The organism is Rahnella victoriana, assembly GCF_021276285.1.
In the GTDB taxonomy this organism is placed as follows: Bacteria; Pseudomonadota; Gammaproteobacteria; order Enterobacterales; family Enterobacteriaceae; genus Rahnella; species Rahnella victoriana.
This window is the reverse complement of the sequence record NZ_CP089919.1, coordinates 4,007,930-4,028,586: the sequence shown is the minus strand read 5'-3', so window position 1 is coordinate 4,028,586 and position 20,657 is coordinate 4,007,930. Positions and strand designations below refer to the sequence as shown.

Genomic DNA, 20,657 nt, shown 5'->3' with positions numbered 1-20,657 from the left:
TCCGGCTCCTTTTGATGTTGACCAGCAAGCAGATTACTTCTGCGTGCCTTCTTCGATTTTCGGCGGATAGGTCAGATCGGCTGCTTTGCGCATTTTTGCCACGTCCTTCGCGGTCACCGTTGCCGCCGCCGGATTACCGAACTGCGTGCTGACATAATTACTCAGCGTCGCAATCTGATCGTCATTCAGCTGATTGGCAAACGACGGCATCATGATTTCGCCTTTTTCCATATGGCGTTGCACGCCGTTGAGGATCACCGAAACCTGATTGCGGCTGTCATACGAACCGGTGCTGGTGTGGCTGAACAGCGACGGATAAGCATGGAAACCTTCACCGCTGCCTTCGCCGCCTTTACCGTGACAGGCTGCGCAACTGGCATTAAAGAGCGCCGACGCCGACTGATCGATGGTCCGGCCTTCGGCGCGCAACGGATAGACATCCTGATCACGTTGCCCCCACGCATCACGCGGTTTGGTTTGCTTGTCATCACCGACGGCAGGCACGGCGCGGATATAGGTCGCAATGGCATTCAGGTCAGCGTCAGAAAGATGCTGCAAACTGTGTTCAATGGCTTCTGACATCGCGCCTGACGCGGAGGCTTTACCGGCCACAAAACCGGTTTTCAGATAGGTCACCAGTTCCTGTTGCGACCAGTTGCCGATCCCGGCATTTTTATCTGGCGTAATGTTAAAGGCGACCCATGACCCTAAATCTCCGCCGGAAAACGCCTTGTCGGTGTCCATTCCCATGGTCAGCGTTCGCGGTGTATGGCAGGTGCCGCAGTGTTCAAGGGCTTCCACCAGATAAGCGCCCCGGTTCCAGTCGGCTGATTTTGACGGATCGTTTTTCAGCTCGCCTTTGTCGAAGTTAAACATCTTCCACACGCGCATGCCCCAGCGCTGGTTGAACGGGAACGACAAGTCAGTCTGCGGCCCCGCTGAATGCACCGCAGGTTGTGACATCAGATAGGCTTTGATCGCTAACACATCGTCGCGTTTCATTTTGGTGAAAGAGTCGTAAGGCATCGCCGGATACAGCTGTTGTCCGTCTTTACCGACACCTTCCCGCACCGCCCGCACGAATTCGTCGTCGGTCCAGCTGCCGATACCAAACTGCTTGTCCGATGAAATATTGGTGCCGTAAATCACCCCGAACGGCGACGCCAGCGGATAACCGCCGCCAAATTTCGCGCTGGCCTCCGCGCCCGGCGCGGTATGGCAGGCGGTACAGTCCCCGGCGATCGCCAGATATTCGCCACGCTTAATTAACGCCGCGTTGCCCGTCGCATCATCCGCCAGGGCGCTGGTCGCCACCAGCAGTGGCAATGCGGCCAGCATGAATGTCATTTTCATTGCTCAGTCCTCAGAAAATCAATCAGGCCAGGCTTTTCAGCACCGTATCAGCCAGTCGTAATGCCAGCGCCGTACCGGACAGCGTGGAGTTCACCGTCGAGGCCGACGGCATGATGCCGGTACCGGCAATGAACAGGTTAGGGTGGTCGTGGGTGCGGCAGTCGCCGTCCACCACGGAATCTTTCGGATCGCTGCCCATGATCATGGTGCCGGTGATGTGCTGGTTGTTGTCGTAGACGCCACGCTTGCTGTACACCACGTCGGTGCCGCCCATCTCTTTGACGATTTTCTGGAAATCGAGCATCGACTGGTCATAGCCGCGGTGCACGTATTCCGGGAATTTGTAATGCACTTCGAGACGCGGAATACCCCATTCGTCTTTCTCGGTTTTGCTCAGCACGACACGGTTTTCCGGTTCCGGCAGCATTTCCAGCAGGCATTTCAGCTGGATGAAACGCTCGGACTGATAGGTCAGTTTGTCGTTCAGCGCCTTGCCGTAATAGCCCTGACGCACCAGACGCTCGGTCAGATAGCGCACCGGTGAAGTGTTCGCCACGTCGATACGTAACGCCGAGCGGTCACTGCGGAAATCGCCGTCACGCAGATTGTTAATACTGCCCGGACGCATCGGGCCTCGCCCGAAATACACCGGTTCATCGGCATAAAATTCAACGGAAGTGCCGGGGTGATCCATCAGGTTGCGACCGACCATGCCGGAACTGTTGGCGATGCCGTTCGGGTATTTCTCGCTGGTGGACATCAGCAGCAGTTTCGGACTTTCGATGCCATTGGCGGTCAGCACAAAGCGTTTACCGGTGACTTTATGGGTGACTTTGTCGGCATCAAGATAATGCACGGCCACGATGTGACCGCTGTCATTGGCTTCGATCTTGTACACCACGGCGTTGGCAATCACGCGCACACCGGCTTCAATCGCTTTACGCGCTGAAATGCCACCGTGGTATTGCGCGTCAATCGGGCAGACCGGCATGCAGTTATTGTTGCCACAGCAGGCAGGGCGGCCGTCGTAAGGGATGCTGTTACGCGCCTGCGGGCCGATACCCAGCACGTAACCGAGTCTGGCAATACGTTTGCTGATGCGGTCGAACCCGTAAGGCAGCGGAATGCCCGGCAGCGGATATGGCTGCGAGCGCGGGGAATCCAGCGCATCGTCACCGGAAACGCCCATCTGAATTTCTGCTTCGGTGTAATAGGGTTCCAGATCTTCATAACTGATCGGCCAGTCGCGCCCGACGCCATACAGCGTTTTGATCTTCATGTCGTTTGGCAGCAAACGGAACGCCTGTCCCGCCCAGTGCCAGGTGGTGCCGCCGACGCCACGCAGGTACTGCGCCGCATAGATATCCGGACCTTTCTGGATCAGGTAATTGTTATCTTTCGGCTGAAACTTCGGTTGCGGCGCCCAGGGTTTTGGCGGATACGGCTCGGTAAAATCGCCTTTCAGCGGCGACTGACGGAACAGTTCAACGGCTTCGTCGCGTTTGATTACCGGTCCGGAATCGAGCATCAGCACGGACACACCGGCTTTGACCATTTTCAGCGCGGCGAGGGAACCGGCGATACCGGCACCGATAACGACGACATCTGCATTCAGTGCATCAGCCATGAGCAATCACCTCCGTGGAATGTTGTTGCGGTACAGCAGGTTTGTTGACCCAGAAATTCGGTTCGCCCGGTGCGTAGCTTGGCGGCAGCAGGTTATTTTTCAGCAACTGATAGCTGACGATATTTTCGAAGCCGATGCATTTCTGGCTGCCGGGCTGACCGACCACACCGAGATACCAGCCGCTGACCAGTTGCTGGTATAGCGCCGCCAGTTCTGCCGGTTGTTGTGCCAGAAGCTGATGCAAATCGTCACCCACCACAGAGCTGTGCGCGGTGATCAGCGCCGACAGGGCGTCGAGTTGAGTGTCGAGCTGAGCGTTGTTTTGCGCCTGATGCAGCCAGCTGTACAGTGCCTGACCGAGATGCGGTTCCAGGCTATCCATGCCGGTGAGTTGTTCTGAGAGTTTCATAAAACTGGCGGGCATGGTCACGGCGGAAGCCAGTGGTGGTGCGGCCTGCGCCAGCGTGGCAAATACGCCACCGCCAAGCATCTGGCTGCTGATACCCGCAGCCAGTACGCCCGCCGTGCCGAGAACCAACCGGCGACGAGAAAGATTGATCATGGAGTGATGTTCCGTATAAACGGCCACGGGCGTGGCCATCAGTTTTTACCGGGAATGCAGCCTGTTTATTTCAGAACGCTGGCTGCTTTTTCAGAAGACTGGTTATCGATGTCTTGCTTCGGCGTACTGACACCGACTGCACCGACGACTTCGCCGTTAAGTGTCAGCGGGAAACCGCCGCCCAGTGCCACGGCGTGAGGGATCGCCAGCACCGTGGTTTCGCCGCCCTGCAGACGTTGCATAAATTTCAGCGACGGCGCGTGGTACAGCGCAGAAGTGCGCGCCTTACCGATGGAGGCATCAACACAGCCGGCCGGAGAACCGTCGAGGCGCTGGAAAGCCAGTAATGAACCAGATGCATCAACAACGGCGACGCAACCGGTGCTGTTCAGCCCGGCCAGTGTGGATTTCACACTGTCGATCACTTTGGCTGCCTGCGCATTATCCAGTTGCGGATGCTCCGCCGCCAGAACGGAGGTGGCGGAAAATAACAGAGAAGTGGCACAAAACAGTGCCTGTACAGTGCGTTTTTTAACAGACATAAACTCATCCCTTGTAGCAGTAGCAAAACATTGCGTAACAGGTTTTTAGTGAACGAAAAGTAAAAATAAAGTCGGTAACTTAATAATATTAAAAACAATAAGGCGTGGGCGGACGGAACACTCGAGCGTGTTTCTTAATGCCACAATCAGCGCAATGCTATTGTTTTTTGTTTCGCGGATGTTAATGCAATTAACAAAACAGCAAAAGTGACGATTGCGCAGGGTAACTACTTCTCAGGAGAGTTTGTGAGGATATTATGAGCAAATCGGGCTGGCAGGCCTTGTGACATAAGGATTGAACATATTGTGCTGTTATGAACCATATGATCCATAACCATTAACGAAATGTGACGGAGTTAACAAAACAAACCTCCCTGAACGGGAGGTTTGTGCTATCCCCCGTTCAAACGCAGGGTTTATTTGAAGTGAGTCACGGTTTGAGGTGTTATTGCGGCAGGGAAGCGGATAAAAACGCCGCCAGACAGGTGCCGGGCGGCGCGGTGCGGAAGGTCACTCAGGGAGCGTTATTCCTCAGCCTGCCAGCGGCTGCGGCATTCATCACGGCGGAAACTCAGCACCCTGCTGCGGTTGGAAATCAGCCGGACATTGTAGCCCTGGAAGTAAAGACAGAAGTTTTTCTTCCACGGGCCGTCGGGCAGTTCCACCAGCAAGCGTCCCGCACCCAGCGAGGTCAGCTGACCGCTGGCGCGCAACGTGCCGACGCCCATCCGCAACTGATCGCCATCAATATCGAAAGCCGCTTTTGACTCAGGATGATACCAGCGCCCCTGAACCATTTTCAGGCAATCGTTCGGTTCCACCGGCGTGAAGTAACGCGGTGCATGGCCGATTTCCCCCTGAATGGCGGTGCCGTCCCAGCGCAGACGCATGGGCATATGCGCTGATAAGGTGATGGCTTCACCGGCATCCTCGCCCTGATACAAATTATCGGCAGACCCGAGATAACTGGCGGTGCCGTTGCTGACTTTCAGCCAGTAGGGTTCGGCGACGCTGGCGTATAAGCCATCCGGCAGCGCATGGCTGCGGGCAGGTAAAGGGGTGGCGAGCAGGGAAGACATCACGGTCAGCGCGTGCGTGTAGGCGGTGGTGTCTTCGCGGTTGGATACCAGCGCCACGCCGGCATCCAGTTCAGGATGCAGCAGGAAATAGGTTTTATACCCGGCATGGGAGCCGCCGTGACCGTACAACGTATGTTCACCGATGCGGGTTGAGGTGGTACCCAGCCCGTAAGCGGAAGGAATATCGCCGTGCAGATAACGTTGTGCCGTCAGGGTTTTCAGTACGCCCGCGCCCGGCCCGTTATCTGCCAGCAGGCTTTGCAACCAGACGGAAAGGGAGCGCAGGCTGCCGGTCAGACTGCCGGATGCCGACAAATGCAAACCGGCGACCGCCGTTTTCCAGCCGGTCGTGTCCTGCCAGTAACCGGGCACCAGATCCGGCACGATATCGAACCAGGTTTCCGGTGCGGTGAAGGCGATATCCAGCGGCTGTGCGATATGCGTTTGAAGCAAATCTTCAAACAAAATACCTTTCTGTTTGAGGATTTCTTCCACCAGCCGGTAACCCGTATTGCTGTAAGAAATCTCGGTCCCCGCCGGAAAATTCAGCGTGCCGTCCTGCGCCAGAAAATCCATGATCGCCCCGGCGTCGCTGACGTTATAAACAGAAGTACCCAGCAGCGACAGGGTCTCGCGCACGTCCGCTAATCCGCCGGTCATATCCAGCGCCTGTCCGACAGTCACCTGTGACATGGGCGCTTTCAGCTGAGGTAAATACTGGCCGAGCGGATCATCGGGCGAAAGACCCGCATCGCTTTTCAGCAACGCCAGCGTGGCGAAAATGTGTTTGGTGACAGAGGCATAACGGACCACAGAATCAATACTGAAGGGGGTGGCAGTGGTGAGATTGGCCAGTCCACCGGTGGCGAAACCCCGCAGTGTTTTACTGTCGAAAAGCGTGATGGCACCGCCCGGTTCACCGGGTTTATCCCAGCTTTTGGTGATGTTTTTTGCCGTCGCTTCCGCGGCGTGCCACTGTAAATCAGATGTCATTAGCGTCTCCACAGACTGTCTATCAGTGAAAAAGTGGGCAGCCATGCTGCCCGTGAAACCCAAATACGTTCCCTGCAGAAACGGTTATTCAGGCTCCTCTAAACTGAGACTTAACGATCGTAACTCTGCGGTATGCGGATGGCTGACGTTGCCCATCCTTAAATCGTCCGCGCTCAGAAGCTCGACCATTTCACCACCGATCATCACGCCAATGCTGGTGCAAAGATGCGTTACCACCGCCAGATTGTGGCTGACCAGAATATACGTCAGCTTGCGGCGTTCACGCAGATCGCTCAGCAGGTTGAGGATCTCCGCCTGCACCGAAACATCCAGCGCCGACGTCGGCTCATCGAGCAGTAAAATTTCCGGTTCTGAAATCATCGCCCGCGCAATAGCGACACGCTGGCGCTGGCCGCCGGATAGCTGGTGCGGAAAGCGAAAGCGCACGGCCTGCGGCAGGCCGACTTCAGCCAGCGCATCGGTGATCCGTTTTTCGATATTCAGAAACCCGTGAACGATCAGCGGCTCGCTGAGAATGCGGTCAATGGTCTGACGCGGATGCAGGGAACCGTAGGGATCCTGAAACACCATCTGTACGCGGCGGAAAAAGCGTTTCTGGCGAACGGGCGTCTGATCTTCACCACCAATCACCATCCCGCCTGACCACGCCTGATTCAGTCCGGCCAGTGCGCGTAAAATGGTGGATTTCCCCGAGCCGCTTTCCCCCACAATGCCGAAACATTCCCCGGGGGCGACGCTGAAACTCACGCCTTTCACCACTTCGGTATCGCCAAACGCGATGCGCAAATTGTTCAGGACAATTTTGCTGTTATCTAAAGGAGAGGATTCTTCTGTCATGAGGTTTTCCATGCTTCGTCACGCACCAGAACCGGCAGTCTGTCCCGCGGATGTTTCAGGGATGGCAGACACTCCAGCAGCCCGCGCGTGTAAGGATGCTGTGCTTTCAACAGATCACCGGCCTGTAAGGTTTCGACGATACGTCCGGCATACATCACCGCCACGCGATCGCAAAATTTCGACACCAGCGGCAGGTCGTGACTGATCAGAATCAGCCCCATGCCACGGCTTGACACCAGATCATCCAGCAGACGCAGAATTTCGGCCTGAACGGTGGCATCCAGCGCGCTGGTCGGTTCGTCTGCAATCATCAGTTCCGGATCCGGGGCCAGCATCATGGCAATCATCACGCGCTGGCCCATCCCGCCCGAGACTTCGTGCGCATACCGTTCCGCCACTTTATGCGGGTCGCGGATACGCACCTGATCCAGCAGTTCAATCGCCGCGTTCATGGCCTGTTTTTTCGATCCGCCTTTATGGGTCTGCCAGGCTTCGGCCACTTGTTTGCCGATCGGCATCACCGGATTCAGGGAGTATTTCGGATCCTGCAAAATGAAGCCAACGCGCTTGCCGCGAATTTGCCGCATCTGTTTTTCACTGGCATTGCGCAAATCAATGCCGTCGAAAGACAAGGTCTCTGCGCGGCATTTCGCGCTGGAGGGCAACAGGTTCATCAGACAACGGGCGGTGAGGGATTTACCGGATCCGCTCTCGCCGACGATGCCGAACTTTTCTTTGCCTAACGACAGCGATACGCCGCGAACAGCGTCGAAACTGCCGCTGTTGGTCTGAAAGGTAATATGCAGATCTTTGATATCAACCAGCATCATTGCTCCTTAGGATCGAGGACGTCACGCAGCCCGTCGCCGAGGAAGTTAAACGCCAGAGATGTCACGAAAATGGCAATGGCCGGAATGAGCGGTACCCACCATTCGCTGAACAGGAACCGGCGGGCGGTGGCAATCATCGCGCCCCATTCCGGTGACGGTGGCTGTGCGCCCATGCCCAGAAAGCCCAGACTCGCTGCGGTGATAATGATTGAACTCATGTCGAGGGTGATACGCACCACCAGACTCGGTACGCACAGCGGCATGATGTGGCGCAGCACGATGCGGGCAGGCGTCGCGCCGGTCAGACGGCAGGCGGCAATATAATCCGTGCCGCGCACCTGCATGGTTTCTGCGCGTGCCAGTCGGGCATACGGCGGCCAGGCGGTGAGGGCGATGGCCAGAATGGCGCTTTCAATGCCGGGTTTGAGGGCGGCGACGAACGCCAGTGCCAGAATCAGACGCGGGAAGGCCAGAAAGATGTCGGTGATGCGCATCAGAATGCGATCCAGCAGGCCACCGGCATAGCCAGCCACACAGCCAATCAGCAGACCCAGCGGGGCAACAATCGCCACCACCACGATCACCATGCCGAGCGTGATACGGCCACCGTAAAGAATACGGCTCAGGGTGTCGCGTCCCAGTTCATCAGTCCCCAGCCAGTGCAGGGAGGAAGGCTTCGCCAGACGGTGTGCCAGATCCTGTGCGCCCGGATCGTAGCTGGTCAGCCACGGCGCACAGAGGGAAATCAGCAACACGATCAGCACGGTAAACAGGCCGGTGACCGCCAGCGGATTTTTACGCAGGCCGAGCCAGATGCGGTAACGGCGTCCCCAGACGGCTTGCGTGCGGGTGTGCGGCGTATCCGCCAGCAGCCAGGCGCGGCTGCCCGCGCGGGGTTGAGGTGTGACAGGAAGAGTGCTCATTTTACGCGGGGATCCAATAGTCGGTAGAGAAGGTCAGCCAGCAGGTTGAGCAGCACATAAATCGCGCCGATCAACAGCGTTGAGCCGATCACCGGGTTCATATCCGCATTCATCAGCGACACGGTGAGATATTGTCCGAGACCCGGCCAGGAGAAGACGTTTTCCGTGACCACGGCACCTTCCAGCAAACCGGCGTAGGTCAGCGCCAGCACGGTGATCAGCTGCACGCCGACGGTCGGAAAGGCATGTTTCCAGATCACCCGCTGTGCCGACAGCCCTTTGGCACGGGCGGTGATCACATATTCGCCGCCCAGCGCGTTAAGCATAAAAGTACGGGTCATGCGGGTGATGTAGGCCATGCTGAAATACGCGAGGATCAGCACCGGCTGCACCATATGCGCAAGGGCATCCCAAAATGCCCCCATGTCACCGGCCAGCAGGGAATCGACCGTCAGCAAACCGGTGACCTGCGGGATCATATCCTGATAGATGATGTCCTGACGTCCCGGCCCCGGCGCGATACCCAGCGCGGAGTAAAAGATCAGCAGGCTGAGCAGGGCCAGCACAAACACCGGTAAAGAGTGACCGGCCAGACACACCACGCGGATGGTCTGATCGATCCAGCTACCCTGACGGGTGGCGGCCCAGACGCCGAGCGGAATACCGACAATGGCGGCGATGATGATGGCCGCCGTCGCCAGTTCCAGCGTGGCCGGGAAAAACCGGGCGATATCCGTGGTGACCAGATTAGAGGTCAGGGCTGAGCGCCCCAGATCACCGTGGAATACCTGACTGAGATAATGGAAGAACTGCAACCAGAGGGGCTGATCCAGCCCCATTTCATGACGAACCCGTTCGACGACTGCCTGCGGGGCGTTATCGCCAACCGCAGCCAGAACCGGGTCCGTCGGCATCACGCGACCAATAAAGAAAGTCACTACCGACAGACCAAACAAAGTAAGACAAACGCTGATGCAGGTACTCAGAAATCCTTTGAGTCTCTTGCTCACGCTTTAACAACCTTCTCGTAGGGGCTGGTGCTCATTACAGTTAATACCACACCGGAAATCACGTTACGGCAGGCAGCGGTCATGGTCGGTTGCAGCATGATGGCAAACGGGCTGTTTTCCATATGTCTGGTCTGCAATTCTTCGTACAGCTTGATGCGGGTAGCCGGATCCGATTCTTTCAGGGCTTTGGTGCTGAGATCGGAGATTTCTTTATCCTGCCAGCTGCAACGCCATGCCAGCGTACGGCTCTTGGCTTTGTCGGTGTTATCCGGGTTGCTGCAGAACGCTTCGGCGTTGGAGTTCGGGTCAAAATAATCCGCGCCCCATTGTGTCATCGCCAGTTGTTGCTGACGGGCACGCATTTTGGTCAGTACCTGACGGCTTTCAGCGGCCAGCAGCGTGACTTTTATCCCGACTTCCGCCAGGTTCGACTGCAATGCCTGCACGATGTCAGAAGAAGGGGACGCAGAATAGTGATCCAGCGTGATGTCAAACCCGTTCGGGAAACCGGCTTCCGCCAGCAGGGCTTTGGCTTTTGCCACATCACGTTTGTACATGATGGTGTTAACCGCCGCCGGGAAACCTTCCGGCAGGAAGCTCTGATGGATTTTGTGGGTCAGCGGCACGATATGCTGCTGGATATTTTCGTAATCGATTGCCCATTTGATCGCCTGCCAGACCTGCGGTTTCGCCAGATTCTGGTGCGCGGTATTGGCGGAGAGCATAAAGGTGCCCGCAATGCCTTTCTGTACCAGCGTGAAGTTTTTGTCTTTCAGCAGCGGACGCAGCTGTTCGGTGGTCAGGTTGCGGGCGATATCGATATCGCCTTTCTGCAGCATTAACAACTGAGCGGAAGGGTCAATGATATGACGCATGATGATGCGCTGGATCTTGCCTGCGTGCGGGTTGTTTTTGTTGCTTTCCAGAATGACGGATTCGCTGACTTTCCAGTCACGCAGTTTGAACGCACCGGAACCGGCACTGTTTTTCTTCAGCCAGGTATTACCGAGATCGTCACCCGCCTGATTGGCCAGACAGGCAGATTTTTGCACGATGCTGCCGACGTTGGCGGTCAGGCAATATAACAGGAAGGATTCAGAGGCCGGTTCGGTGGTCTTGATCACCAGCGTTTCGGCGTCAGGCGCGGTAATCAGGCTGTCGACGTTATCTTTGGTGTAACCAAACTGGTTAATGATGTACGCCGGGCTTTTATCCAGTTTCACCACGCGTTGCAGGGAGAACGCGGCGTCTTCGGCGGTAACCGGTTTGCCATCGGCCCATTTGGCTTTCGGATCCAGTTTGAAGGTGAAGGTTTTTTTGTCATCGGAAGCCGTCCAGGACACTGCCAGATCGCCTTCAATTTCATCAGGGGAGGCCAGTTTAGGTTTCACCAGTTGCTGATACATATTGCCGGTAATTTCACTGCCCACGGATTCAAAACTTTCATGCGGGTCAAGGCTGGTAATGATGTCGAGCTGAATCGCCATCACCAGTATCGATGCCGGCGTGGCAGCAAACACGGCATCAAATTTCAGGTAGGACAGCACAGGTATTGCGGAAAAACCGGTAACAAATTGACGCCTGGTAACCATAACAACTCCCATCATGTTGATATATAAAAGTAAAATTAAAAATTACAGTGGCAAACCCTTGACTTAACTCCGGGCAACTGGCTTAAATGAAAAACCGTTGCTTTGCACTCGTCGACGTTTCATATCGAAAAAACTAATGTGAAGCGTACTGTCTTTGTTCAACGCTGGTGCAACATCACACTGTGACTGCACCCTGTATGAACAAATCTCCGTTGTCTTAGTCATGCTTAATCAAAGGTAGACCTTTTTTATGAATAACGTAGCGCACGGAACTGAAGAATTAATGCCGGTTTTTGATGGACATAACGATGTTTTGCTACAACTTTGGGCAGAACATCGTCAGGATCCGGAACGTGCATTCCTTCAGGGACCCGCCAGCGGACAATTGGACCTGCCGCGCTGTCGTGAAGCAGGCTTTGCTGGCGGGCTTTTCGCCGCCTGGGTGCCAACGCCTGACGTTGACCTTGCAAGTAGCGTGCCTGATCGCGCAGTCGATCCCCGTTTTTTGCTGGAAGGTACTCAAAAACATCCTGATTTTTCCCCGACGCCTTCTTTCGATTTTGCACGTGATGTCACATTTGGCATGATGGCGTTCCTGCTCCGAATGGAAGAACACTCGCAGGGAAAGGTGAAAATTTGCCGTACTGCGCAGGAAATCCGTCAGTCGATGGATAACCATGCATTAGCTGTGGTTATGCATATTGAGGGCGCGGAAGCGATTGATGAGGATTTGTATAATCTCGACGTGTTGTACAGCATGGGGCTGCGGTCGCTCGGCCCGGTGTGGAGCCGTCCGAATATCTTCGGCCATGGCGTGCCTTTCAAATATCAGACCTCGCCGGATACCGGGCCGGGGCTGACAGACGCGGGCGTGCGTCTGGTGAAAGCCTGTAACCAGAAACGCATCATGATCGACCTGTCGCATCTCAATGAAAAAGGGTTCTGGCAGGTGGCAGAACTGAGCAATGCGCCGCTGGTGGCCAGCCATTCCAATGCGTTCAGCATCTGTCCGCAATCACGCAATCTGACGGATAAACAACTGGGCGCCATTAAAGAAAGTCAGGGATTCGTCGGGCTGAACTTCGCGGTGCCATTCCTGCGCGAAGACGGTAAACGCAACGACGATACCGGCACCGATATCATGGTGCGTCACGTCGATTATCTGGTGGAACATCTGGGTGAGGACAGCGTCGGATTCGGATCGGATTTTGACGGTGCGACGATGGCGCCCTTTATGAAAGACGTGCGGGGACTGCCGGTGCTGGTGGAGGCGTTGCGAAAGGCGGGTTACGGTCAGGCACTGCTGGAAAAAATCTGCTACAAAAACTGGGTGAATGTGCTGGAGCGCACCTGGGGAAACTGAGTCAGCAGGCAGGGCAGTAAAAGAAAAGGCAGCCACAACGACGGGCTGCCTTTTTGCTGTGTGCTGCGCAGACTTATTTGAAGAAGTCTGCGCTGACGGTCAGGTTGCCGCCGCTTTTGTTCTGCCACTGGCGGGTAATGTGGTAGAACTTGGCGCCTTTCGCTGCGGCACGGTTTGCCACTTCCTGCGACACGTCGGTGGTGCTGTTGTAGTGACCGGTGAAGGTCGTGGAATCAAACGGCACCATCTGCGCGGCGGTCACGTCATTCACTTCCTGAATTTTCGCGCCGTTGGTTGCAGTGACAGTGTAACGCTGACCGGTAGAGGACTGCGTCTCAAAGAAGCGGCCGACATCACGGCTTGGGCTGCCGGAAGAGGCCACGCCCGGGATTTCAACTTTCGCTGCCGCTGCGCCACCGGCTGCCAGTGCGGCTTTACCGGCTTCAGAATCAGCAGGGATCGCATCCGGAGACTGTACAACGCGTTTTGCTGCATCTTTCTTATAAATAAACGCTGTCACGTACTGATTGCCGCCGCTGTTGGCATCAATCTGGCGAACGATAAAGAAGGAGTATGCCCCTTTCTCTTTCGCGGCTTTGGTGATGGCATCATTGACGTCTGGCTGGCTGCGGTAGAAACCGCTGACCGTCACGGTGTCATATGGCTCAAGGCCGTACGCCACATCTTTCGGCAGCTCGACCACGCCATTGATCACGCGGTAGTGAGTATCTTTACTGACTTCTGGCGCATCTTTTTTATAGATATCTGCAACTACGCGCCAGTTCCCGCTATTGTTAGTGGTGTTGGTATCTTGAATATAAAAATAATCTGCACCCAGCGTATCGGCACGGCGGGAAACAGCGTCAGACGCGTCGCCCAGTGTGTTGAATCGCCCGGTAATAACAATGCGATCAAAAGGCTTGATGGCTGCTGCTTTCTGCGGGCTGATTTCCTGCGCGGCATGTGCAGCAGACAGCGCAGAAACAGAAAACAGGGCCGATGCGATGATCGTTTTTGTCAGCTTCATAAAAAATCCTTTCACCTTGCGCAGTAATGTTGAAACGTGCTGAATTCTTGATGTGTAACAGGTTAGCGGCCGATTATTGCATGTAACAATGCCGAGTGTCTCAGCAATTTATGGCAATAAATAGGGGGTTACCGGTTTAACACCGTTCTTTTTTTACTGCGCATAACTTATATAAGTTTGCTGCATAATCCAAGAGGTGAAATAAATGTTAATTATTCACTATTTTCTAACTTTTATGCCCGAACTGAGCGGCTCAGAATGAAGAAATCCTGAGTGATTGATCCGGTGTATTGGCCGTTCTCAGGTGGATTAAAGGCATGTTTCTCAGGGTTTGCAGCAGGTTTGCGGACCATATCAACTTTTTTATTATTAATTGCCTGACTATCGCTGTGATACGTAGATTATTGATTAGATATTCAGTAGGTTATACCCAGCCTGAAAAAACAGTTATCGGTGACCTCTATTAACCGACAGGCTTGTACTTGAATTGTTATGTCGATGACACAAATCATCAATGAAAAGGGTGAAGGGAATACTATGCGTATTGGTGTACCAAGAGAGCGGTTGACCAATGAAGCCAGGGTCGCAGCCACGCCGAAAACGGTGGAACAGTTGCTGAAACTCGGCTTTACGGTCGCTATCGAACAAGGTGCCGGTAAGTTAGCCAGCTTTGAAGACTCCGCGTATGAGCAAGCTGGCGCGTCGGTTGTCAACGGTGATGATGTATGGCAATCAGACATCGTTTTGAAGGTTAATGCCCCAGAAAACGATGAAATCGATAAATTACAGGCAGGAACCACGTTGGTCAGCTTTATCTGGCCTGCGCAAAACCCGGAATTAATCCAAAAACTGGCCGACCGTCAGGTGACGGCGATGGCTATGGATTCAGTGCCGCGTATTTCCCGCGCACAATCCCTTGATGCCCTCAGCTCAATGGCTAACATCGCCGGTTACCGTGCGATCGTTGAAGCGGCACACGAATTCGGTCGGTTCTTCACCGGGCAAATCACTGCCGCCGGTAAAGTGCCACCGGCAAAAGTGATGATTATCGGCGCCGGTGTGGCGGGCCTGGCTGCTATCGGTGCAGCAGGCAGCCTCGGTGCCATCGTGCGTGCTTTTGATACCCGCCCTGAAGTGAAAGAGCAGGTGAAAAGTATGGGCGCAGAATTCCTCGAGCTGGATTTCGAGGAAGAAGCGGGCAGCGGCGACGGTTACGCCAAAGTGATGTCCGAAGCGTTCATCAAAGCAGAAATGGCGCTGTTTGCCGCGCAGGCCGAAGAAGTCGACATTATTGTCACCACGGCGCTGATCCCGGGACGTCCGGCACCCAAACTGATCACCCGTGAAATGGTCGCATCCATGAAGCCGGGCAGTGTGATTGTCGATCTGGCGGCGCAGACGGGCGGTAACTGTGAACTGACTGTGGCAGATCAGATCACCACCACCGAAAACGGCGTGAAGATCATCGGGTATACCGATTTGCCGAGCCGTTTACCGACACAGTCTTCTCAGCTTTACGGTACCAACCTGGTTAACCTGCTGAAATTACTCTGCAAAGAGAAAAACGGTGAAATCGAGATCGATTTCGACGATACCGTTGTGCGCGGTGTGACTGTCGTGAGAACCGGTGAAGTGACCTGGCCGGCTCCGCCGATTCAGGTTTCTGCTCAGCCTCAGGCAGCGAAAGCGGCAGAACCTGTCGCGAAAGTAGAAGCCAAACCGGTATCGCCGTGGACCAAATTTATCATTATGGCCGTGGCTGTTGTGCTGTTTGGCTGGCTGGCGAATGTGGCCCCTAAAGAGTTCCTGTCCCACTTTACCGTGTTCGCGCTTTCATGCGTGGTCGGTTATTACGTGGTGTGGAATGTCAGCCATGCGCTGCATACTCCGCTGATGTCGGTCACTAACGCCATCTCAGGGATTATCGTGGTCGGTGCCGTACTGCAAATCGGTCATGGCGGTTGGGTGAGCTTCCTCTCCTTTATCGCGGTGCTGATTGCCAGTATCAATATTTTCGGCGGGTTCACCGTCACTCAGCGCATGCTGAAGATGTTTCGTAAGAACTAAGGGGAATATATGTCTGGGGGTTTAGTAACAGCAGCATATATTGTTGCCGCCATTCTGTTTATCTGCAGCCTGGCCGGGTTGTCAAAACATGAAACATCCAAGCAGGGCAATATTTTCGGTGTCACCGGGATGGCGATCGCGTTAATCGCGACCATTCTCGGGCCTGATTCCGGGAATGTGGGCTGGATCATCGTGGCGATGGTGATCGGCGGTGCGATCGGTGTTTATCTGGCACGTAAAGTCGAAATGACAGAAATGCCGGAACTGGTCGCGATTCTGCACAGCTTCGTGGGTCTGGCAGCGGTTCTGGTGGGCTTTAACAGCTATCTGGACCACGGTGCGGTACCGATGGAAGGCGTGATGGAAAACATCCATCTGACCGAAGTGTTCCTTGGTATCTTCATCGGTGCAGTGACCTTTACCGGTTCGATTGTGGCGTTCGGCAAACTGCGCGGGATTATTTCTTCCAAACCGCTGGCATTACCGCATCGTCATAAACTGAATCTGGCGGCGCTGGTTGTTTCTTTCCTGCTGATGGTGATGTTCGTTCGCACTGACAGCGTGGGCCTGCAGGTAGTGGCATTACTGATCATGACCCTGATTGCGCTGGCGTTTGGCTGGCATCTGGTGTCATCCATCGGTGGTGCGGACATGCCGGTTGTGGTCTCCATGCTGAACTCGTATTCCGGTTGGGCCGCAGCGGCGGCGGGCTTTATGCTCAGCAACGACCTGCTGATCGTCACCGGTGCGCTGGTCGGTTCTTCCGGTGCGATCCTGTCCTACATCATGTGTAAAGCGATGAACCGTTCGTTCATCAGCGTGATTGCAGGCGGTTTCGGTACTGACGGTTCCTCTACCGGTGATGCGGAAGAGATGGGCGAATATCACGAAGCCAGTGCGGAAGACGTGGCAGAAATGCTGAAAAACGCCAGCTCTGTGATCATCACCCCGGGCTACGGCATGGCGGTGGCACAGGCGCAGTATCCGGTTCACGACATTACTGCAAAACTGCGCGCGAAAGGCATCAAGGTGCGTTTTGGTATCCACCCTGTTGCTGGGCGTCTGCCAGGCCACATGAACGTTCTGCTGGCCGAAGCAAAAGTGCCGTATGACATCGTGCTGGAAATGGATGAAATCAACGACGATTTCAGCGATACCGACGTGGTGCTGGTTATTGGTGCCAATGACACCGTGAACCCGGCCGCGCAGGAAGATCCGCGCAGCCCGATCGCGGGTATGCCGGTACTGGAAGTGTGGAAAGCGCAGAACGTGATCGTGTTTAAACGTTCAATGAATACCGGTTACGCCGGTGTGCAGAACCCGCTGTTCTTCAAAGAAAATACCCAGATGCTGTTTGGCGATGCCAAAGAAAGTGTAGAGAAAATCCTGCGCGCTCTTTAATGCCAGTCCGCTAATGAAAAAGGCCAGTCAGATGACTGGCCTTTTTTTATCGCTCACTCAAACCTTACTCGTCGTCATCTTCTTCTTCATCATCGGACGTAATAGGGCATTCGAAATCATCTGGCTTGATGGCCAGCAAATCGCATTTCAGATGGTCGATCACCTGTTCGGTGGTATTACCCAAAAATGCGGCGGAAAGTCCGGTACGGCCAATGGCGCCCAGCACCACCACACCCGCCTGAAGATGTTCTGCCAGGTCAGGAATGACTTCTTCCGGCAACCCTTTTTCTACGTGCGTGAATTTCTCATCAAGCTGGAATTTCTGGCGCAACGCCTTCATGGCGATCAGATGCTGACCACGAATGGCATCGTTATACACGCTCGGGTCGAAATCAGGCAGTTCGATGGCAATATTGATCGGCGTGACCGGATACGCACCCACCAGATGCACTTCCGTCTGATTCACATGAGAGGCCAGTTCGATGGTTTCTTTCACCAGTTTATTGTTGAGCGGGTCATGGTACGGCTCTTCACTCGACAGGTTAACGGCGACCACGGCTTTGCCGCCTTCCGGCCACGGCTGGTCTTTCACCATCCACACCGGACACGGGCACTTACGCAGTAAATTCCAGTCGGTCGGGGTGAAAATCACGGACTCAAGGCGGTCATGCTGATGTGCCATCTTCAGCAGCAAATCGTGATTGTGGGTAACGACTTCCTGGATAATGGCTTCGAAAGGTTTGTTGTGCCAGACGACTTTGACATCAATCGGGATGCCTGCTTCGACATAATAATGGCATTGTTCTTTAATCCACGCTTCCCGTTCACTGATAACACTTTGTCGCATGCTGGTTCGCTCGTCCGGCGACAGCATGGTGGTCATCTCGTAAGAGAAATCATAGATAGAAAGGAATGCTTTGATGCGGCCGCCGTTACGTTGCACCAGATAAACGGCACGACGCAGCGCGGGTTGGTCATCCTGATTGGGGTCTATAGCAACCAGTAAATTCTGATACTTAGCCATGGGGACTCCTTAACACCTGTAAGAGAACGGCGGTCAGTGTATTAAGTACAGAGTAAACCAAGAATAAGCAATCGGACAGCGGAGAAATTGAGTCGGATCAACAAATTATTCCTTGCTGACCCGACAGCAAATCTATCAGGCAGAAACCGGAGCAGATTGACCGGCTAATTGAGAAAGCATTTCATGATTCTCAATGGTGATGTATTTCCCTTTCACACTCAGCATTTCTGATTTCTGGAAACGGCCTAACAAGCGGCTGATGGTTTCCACGGTCAGACCGAGGTAGTTACCGATATCGCCACGGGTCATGGTCAGGCGGAATTCGCGCTGAGAGAAACCACGTTGTGCGAAGCGGCGGGAGAGGTTGTAGATAAACGCTGCCAGTCTTTCTTCGGCGTTTTTCTTCGACAACAGCAGGATCATGTCCTGGTCGCCTTTGATCTCGCCACTCATCAGACGCATCATCTGCTGGCGCAGATTCGGCATTTTGCCGGAGAGGTCATCCAGCGTTTCAAACGGGATTTCACAGACCATGGACGTTTCCAGTGCCTGAGCAAAACTCGGGTGCTGCAAGCCACCAATAGCGTCAAAGCCCACTAAATCACCGGCAAGATGGAAACCGGTAATTTGCTCGTCGCCTTGTTCTGTAATGGTATAGCTTTTAATGGTGCCTGAACGGATCGCATAAAGAGACTTCAGTTCATCACCGGCTTTAAACAATGCCTGACCTTTTTGGATCGGCTTTTTCCTTTCGATAATGTTGTCCAGCTGATCGAGTTCATGCTCGTTCAGGGTGAAAGGAATACAAAGCTGGCTGATGCTACAGTCCTGACAATGGATTGCACAGCCACCAGATTGGATACGTCGAATAATACGTTTTTCCGGGATCATAAGAGGCACTCTGGCAATATTGATATGGGTCAATTTTAACATCTTTTGCAGTGAGTGATAAGTAGCTGAAAGGTGCTAAAAGGGCGAAATGTTAAAAAACCCCGTTTTTAAACAGGTTTTTTTTCTAATTATTTTGATCTGCGGAGGGAATTAAGTCGAATTGAGAATCAGTGAGATTTAGAGCAGGGTCAATTTATTAAGAAAAAGAATAACGAAATTTTAATGAATAACACGAATGAATCAATTTAGGACCAGAATAGCCTTTAATTTATTATCCGTTTCGGTTCGTTATTTTGTCAGTTTTTTTAACACATTTGATTCGTCTCACCGCGGGGCGGATTATGGCATAAACCGCGACAGCGATCGACTTTGATACCCATTCTCCTCACAACCGCTTACAATGACTGAATTCGTTTAGCTTTCGTTTACTTTTAGGAAAGGTGTAATGCAGTCTGATTCTCTGGGTTTTCCGTTTGAAACCACTCTTGTGTTCGTTATTATCGCCGTTGCCGCGCTGCTGATCGACATCTTTGCCCACCGCAGTCATAAGCCTATCGGCCTGAAAAGTGCCTCCCTCTGGACGGTCTTCTGGATCGCTGTTTCTCTGAGCTTTGCCGGATTCCTGTATATCCACCACGGCAAAGAAGTCGCCAGTCTGTTCCTGACCGGTTATGCGCTGGAGCAGGTGCTTTCTATTGATAACCTGTTTGTGATTATGGCGATTTTCGCCTGGTTTAAAGTGCCGGACGGTTACCGTCACCGCATCCTTTACTGGGGCGTCATTGGCGCGATTGTTTTCCGGGGCATTTTTGTGGTGATTGGTACCAGCCTGCTGGCGCTGGGGCCGTGGGTGGAGATGGTGTTTGCCGTGGTCATTCTCTGGACGGCAATTCTGATGATGCGTGCCGGAAATGACGATGACGAAAATGATGATTACTCAGATCACATCGCCAACCGTATGGTTCGCCGTTTCTTCCCGGTGTTTCCGAAACTGGTGGGGCCACATTTTCTGGTCAGCAGCGAGCAGGTCGAAGCCGAACTGGCAAAACCGGAAAATCAGGGTTTCAGCTTTACGGTGAAAAAGGGCGTGCGTTACGCCACGCCGTTGCTGTTGTGTATTGCGGTGGTGGAAATCTCCGACCTGATGTTTGCGTTTGACAGTGTTCCGGCCGTGATTGCCGTCAGCCGCGAACCGCTGATTGTCTATTCTGCCATGATGTTTGCCGTCCTCGGATTACGTACCATGTATTTCGTGCTTGAGGCATTACGTAAATATCTGGTGCATCTGGAGAAATCCGTCATTTTCCTGCTGTTCTTCGTTGCCGCAAAACTGGCGCTGAATTCCAGTAATCACCTGTGGCATCACGGCGTAGAAATCAGCGCGATGACCAGTTTGTACGTGGTGCTCGGTGTTCTGGCGTTAGGGATTATTGCCAGCCTGTTGTTCCCGGGCAAAAAAGAAACCGCATAACGTCTTGTCGTGCTTCCCGATGAAAAAACGCTGCCATGGCAGCG

At 54.0% G+C, this 20,657-nt stretch carries 17 protein-coding genes; 4 read left to right on the top strand and 13 right to left on the bottom strand.

Features of this window, described 5'->3' with window-relative positions:
* Nucleotides 1–33 precede the first annotated feature (33 nt).
* From J9880_RS18585 to J9880_RS18540, 10 genes are all read right to left on the bottom strand, one after another.
* Nucleotides 34–1,353 (bottom strand): cytochrome c, encoded by a 1,320-nt coding sequence (locus tag J9880_RS18585; protein WP_195817101.1) that lies wholly within the window; start codon nt 1,351–1,353, stop codon nt 34–36.
* A gap of 22 nt (nt 1,354–1,375) precedes the next feature.
* Nucleotides 1,376–2,980, bottom strand: a complete 1,605-nt coding sequence (locus tag J9880_RS18580) for a GMC family oxidoreductase (protein ID WP_232769746.1) — start codon at nt 2,978–2,980, stop codon at nt 1,376–1,378.
* Nucleotides 2,973–3,542 carry a sugar dehydrogenase complex small subunit gene (locus J9880_RS18575; RefSeq protein WP_095925137.1) on the bottom strand — a complete coding sequence of 190 codons (570 nt, stop codon included), beginning with the start codon at nt 3,540–3,542 and terminating at the stop codon, nt 2,973–2,975. The genes J9880_RS18580 and J9880_RS18575 overlap by 8 nt, the downstream gene beginning before the upstream one ends.
* Before the next feature lie 65 nt (nt 3,543–3,607).
* Complete coding sequence (locus tag J9880_RS18570; RefSeq protein ID WP_119826014.1) at nt 3,608–4,084, bottom strand: GlcG/HbpS family heme-binding protein; 477 nt, start codon at nt 4,082–4,084, stop codon at nt 3,608–3,610.
* Between the two features lie 524 nt (nt 4,085–4,608).
* Nucleotides 4,609–6,156 carry a serine hydrolase domain-containing protein gene (locus J9880_RS18565; RefSeq protein WP_133823786.1) on the bottom strand — a complete coding sequence of 516 codons (1,548 nt, stop codon included), beginning with the start codon at nt 6,154–6,156 and terminating at the stop codon, nt 4,609–4,611.
* Nucleotides 6,157–6,240: 84 nt separating this feature from the next.
* Nucleotides 6,241–7,014: an ABC transporter ATP-binding protein gene (locus J9880_RS18560; RefSeq protein ID WP_095922003.1), complete on the bottom strand. Its 774-nt coding sequence runs from the start codon at nt 7,012–7,014 to the stop codon at nt 6,241–6,243.
* Nucleotides 7,011–7,841 (bottom strand): ABC transporter ATP-binding protein, encoded by an 831-nt coding sequence (locus J9880_RS18555; protein ID WP_095922004.1) that lies wholly within the window; start codon nt 7,839–7,841, stop codon nt 7,011–7,013. Before J9880_RS18555 ends, J9880_RS18560 begins: the two co-directional genes overlap by 4 nt.
* Complete coding sequence (locus J9880_RS18550; RefSeq protein ID WP_095922005.1) at nt 7,841–8,767, bottom strand: ABC transporter permease; 927 nt, start codon at nt 8,765–8,767, stop codon at nt 7,841–7,843. The genes J9880_RS18555 and J9880_RS18550 overlap by 1 nt, the downstream gene beginning before the upstream one ends.
* Nucleotides 8,764–9,777 (bottom strand): ABC transporter permease, encoded by a 1,014-nt coding sequence (locus J9880_RS18545; protein WP_013575571.1) that lies wholly within the window; start codon nt 9,775–9,777, stop codon nt 8,764–8,766. The genes J9880_RS18550 and J9880_RS18545 overlap by 4 nt, the downstream gene beginning before the upstream one ends.
* Nucleotides 9,774–11,369 carry an ABC transporter substrate-binding protein gene (locus J9880_RS18540; RefSeq protein ID WP_232769745.1) on the bottom strand — a complete coding sequence of 532 codons (1,596 nt, stop codon included), beginning with the start codon at nt 11,367–11,369 and terminating at the stop codon, nt 9,774–9,776. The genes J9880_RS18545 and J9880_RS18540 overlap by 4 nt, the downstream gene beginning before the upstream one ends.
* A gap of 250 nt (nt 11,370–11,619) precedes the next feature.
* Between J9880_RS18540 and J9880_RS18535 the strand changes: the two genes are divergently transcribed.
* Nucleotides 11,620–12,732, top strand: a complete 1,113-nt coding sequence (locus J9880_RS18535; protein ID WP_232769744.1) for a dipeptidase — start codon at nt 11,620–11,622, stop codon at nt 12,730–12,732.
* A gap of 73 nt (nt 12,733–12,805) precedes the next feature.
* Here J9880_RS18535 and ydgH read toward each other — a convergent pair whose 3' ends face one another.
* The gene (ydgH, locus tag J9880_RS18530) at nt 12,806–13,759 is read right to left on the bottom strand and encodes a DUF1471 family protein YdgH (RefSeq protein ID WP_095922008.1); all 954 of its coding nucleotides are present in this window, start codon (nt 13,757–13,759) and stop codon (nt 12,806–12,808) included.
* A 537-nt stretch (nt 13,760–14,296) separates the two neighbouring features.
* Here ydgH and pntA point away from each other — a divergent pair.
* Both pntA and pntB read left to right on the top strand, forming a co-directional pair.
* Nucleotides 14,297–15,826 (top strand): Re/Si-specific NAD(P)(+) transhydrogenase subunit alpha, encoded by a 1,530-nt coding sequence (gene pntA / locus J9880_RS18525; RefSeq protein ID WP_232770491.1) that lies wholly within the window; start codon nt 14,297–14,299, stop codon nt 15,824–15,826.
* Between the two features lie 9 nt (nt 15,827–15,835).
* Nucleotides 15,836–17,227 carry a Re/Si-specific NAD(P)(+) transhydrogenase subunit beta gene (gene pntB, locus J9880_RS18520; RefSeq protein ID WP_133823788.1) on the top strand — a complete coding sequence of 464 codons (1,392 nt, stop codon included), beginning with the start codon at nt 15,836–15,838 and terminating at the stop codon, nt 17,225–17,227.
* 64 nt (nt 17,228–17,291) lie between these two features.
* Here pntB and uspE read toward each other — a convergent pair whose 3' ends face one another.
* On the bottom strand, nt 17,292–18,251 hold the full coding sequence (uspE, locus tag J9880_RS18515; RefSeq protein WP_095922011.1) for a universal stress protein UspE: 960 nt from the start codon (nt 18,249–18,251) through the stop codon (nt 17,292–17,294).
* 135 nt (nt 18,252–18,386) lie between these two features.
* Nucleotides 18,387–19,142 carry an FNR family transcription factor gene (locus J9880_RS18510; RefSeq protein WP_013575564.1) on the bottom strand — a complete coding sequence of 252 codons (756 nt, stop codon included), beginning with the start codon at nt 19,140–19,142 and terminating at the stop codon, nt 18,387–18,389.
* Between the two features lie 445 nt (nt 19,143–19,587).
* Here J9880_RS18510 and J9880_RS18505 point away from each other — a divergent pair, with 445 nt between their 5' ends.
* Nucleotides 19,588–20,613 carry a TerC/Alx family metal homeostasis membrane protein gene (locus J9880_RS18505; protein WP_095922012.1) on the top strand — a complete coding sequence of 342 codons (1,026 nt, stop codon included), beginning with the start codon at nt 19,588–19,590 and terminating at the stop codon, nt 20,611–20,613.
* Nucleotides 20,614–20,657 lie beyond the last annotated feature (44 nt).

Coding starts and splice junctions, on each gene's coding strand:
- J9880_RS18585 (WP_195817101.1), bottom strand. CDS start 1,353: ATGAAAATGACATTCATGCTGGCCGCATTGCCACTGCTGGTGGCGACC.
- J9880_RS18580 (WP_232769746.1), bottom strand. CDS start 2,980: ATGGCTGATGCACTGAATGCAGATGTCGTCGTTATCGGTGCCGGTATC.
- J9880_RS18575 (WP_095925137.1), bottom strand. CDS start 3,542: ATGATCAATCTTTCTCGTCGCCGGTTGGTTCTCGGCACGGCGGGCGTA.
- J9880_RS18570 (WP_119826014.1), bottom strand. CDS start 4,084: ATGTCTGTTAAAAAACGCACTGTACAGGCACTGTTTTGTGCCACTTCT.
- J9880_RS18565 (WP_133823786.1), bottom strand. CDS start 6,156: ATGACATCTGATTTACAGTGGCACGCCGCGGAAGCGACGGCAAAAAAC.
- J9880_RS18560 (WP_095922003.1), bottom strand. CDS start 7,014: ATGACAGAAGAATCCTCTCCTTTAGATAACAGCAAAATTGTCCTGAAC.
- J9880_RS18555 (WP_095922004.1), bottom strand. CDS start 7,841: ATGCTGGTTGATATCAAAGATCTGCATATTACCTTTCAGACCAACAGC.
- J9880_RS18550 (WP_095922005.1), bottom strand. CDS start 8,767: ATGAGCACTCTTCCTGTCACACCTCAACCCCGCGCGGGCAGCCGCGCC.
- J9880_RS18540 (WP_232769745.1), bottom strand. CDS start 11,369: ATGGTTACCAGGCGTCAATTTGTTACCGGTTTTTCCGCAATACCTGTG.
- J9880_RS18535 (WP_232769744.1), top strand. CDS start 11,620: ATGAATAACGTAGCGCACGGAACTGAAGAATTAATGCCGGTTTTTGAT.
- ydgH (WP_095922008.1), bottom strand. CDS start 13,759: ATGAAGCTGACAAAAACGATCATCGCATCGGCCCTGTTTTCTGTTTCT.
- pntA (WP_232770491.1), top strand. CDS start 14,297: ATGCGTATTGGTGTACCAAGAGAGCGGTTGACCAATGAAGCCAGGGTC.
- pntB (WP_133823788.1), top strand. CDS start 15,836: ATGTCTGGGGGTTTAGTAACAGCAGCATATATTGTTGCCGCCATTCTG.
- uspE (WP_095922011.1), bottom strand. CDS start 18,251: ATGGCTAAGTATCAGAATTTACTGGTTGCTATAGACCCCAATCAGGAT.
- J9880_RS18510 (WP_013575564.1), bottom strand. CDS start 19,142: ATGATCCCGGAAAAACGTATTATTCGACGTATCCAATCTGGTGGCTGT.
- J9880_RS18505 (WP_095922012.1), top strand. CDS start 19,588: ATGCAGTCTGATTCTCTGGGTTTTCCGTTTGAAACCACTCTTGTGTTC.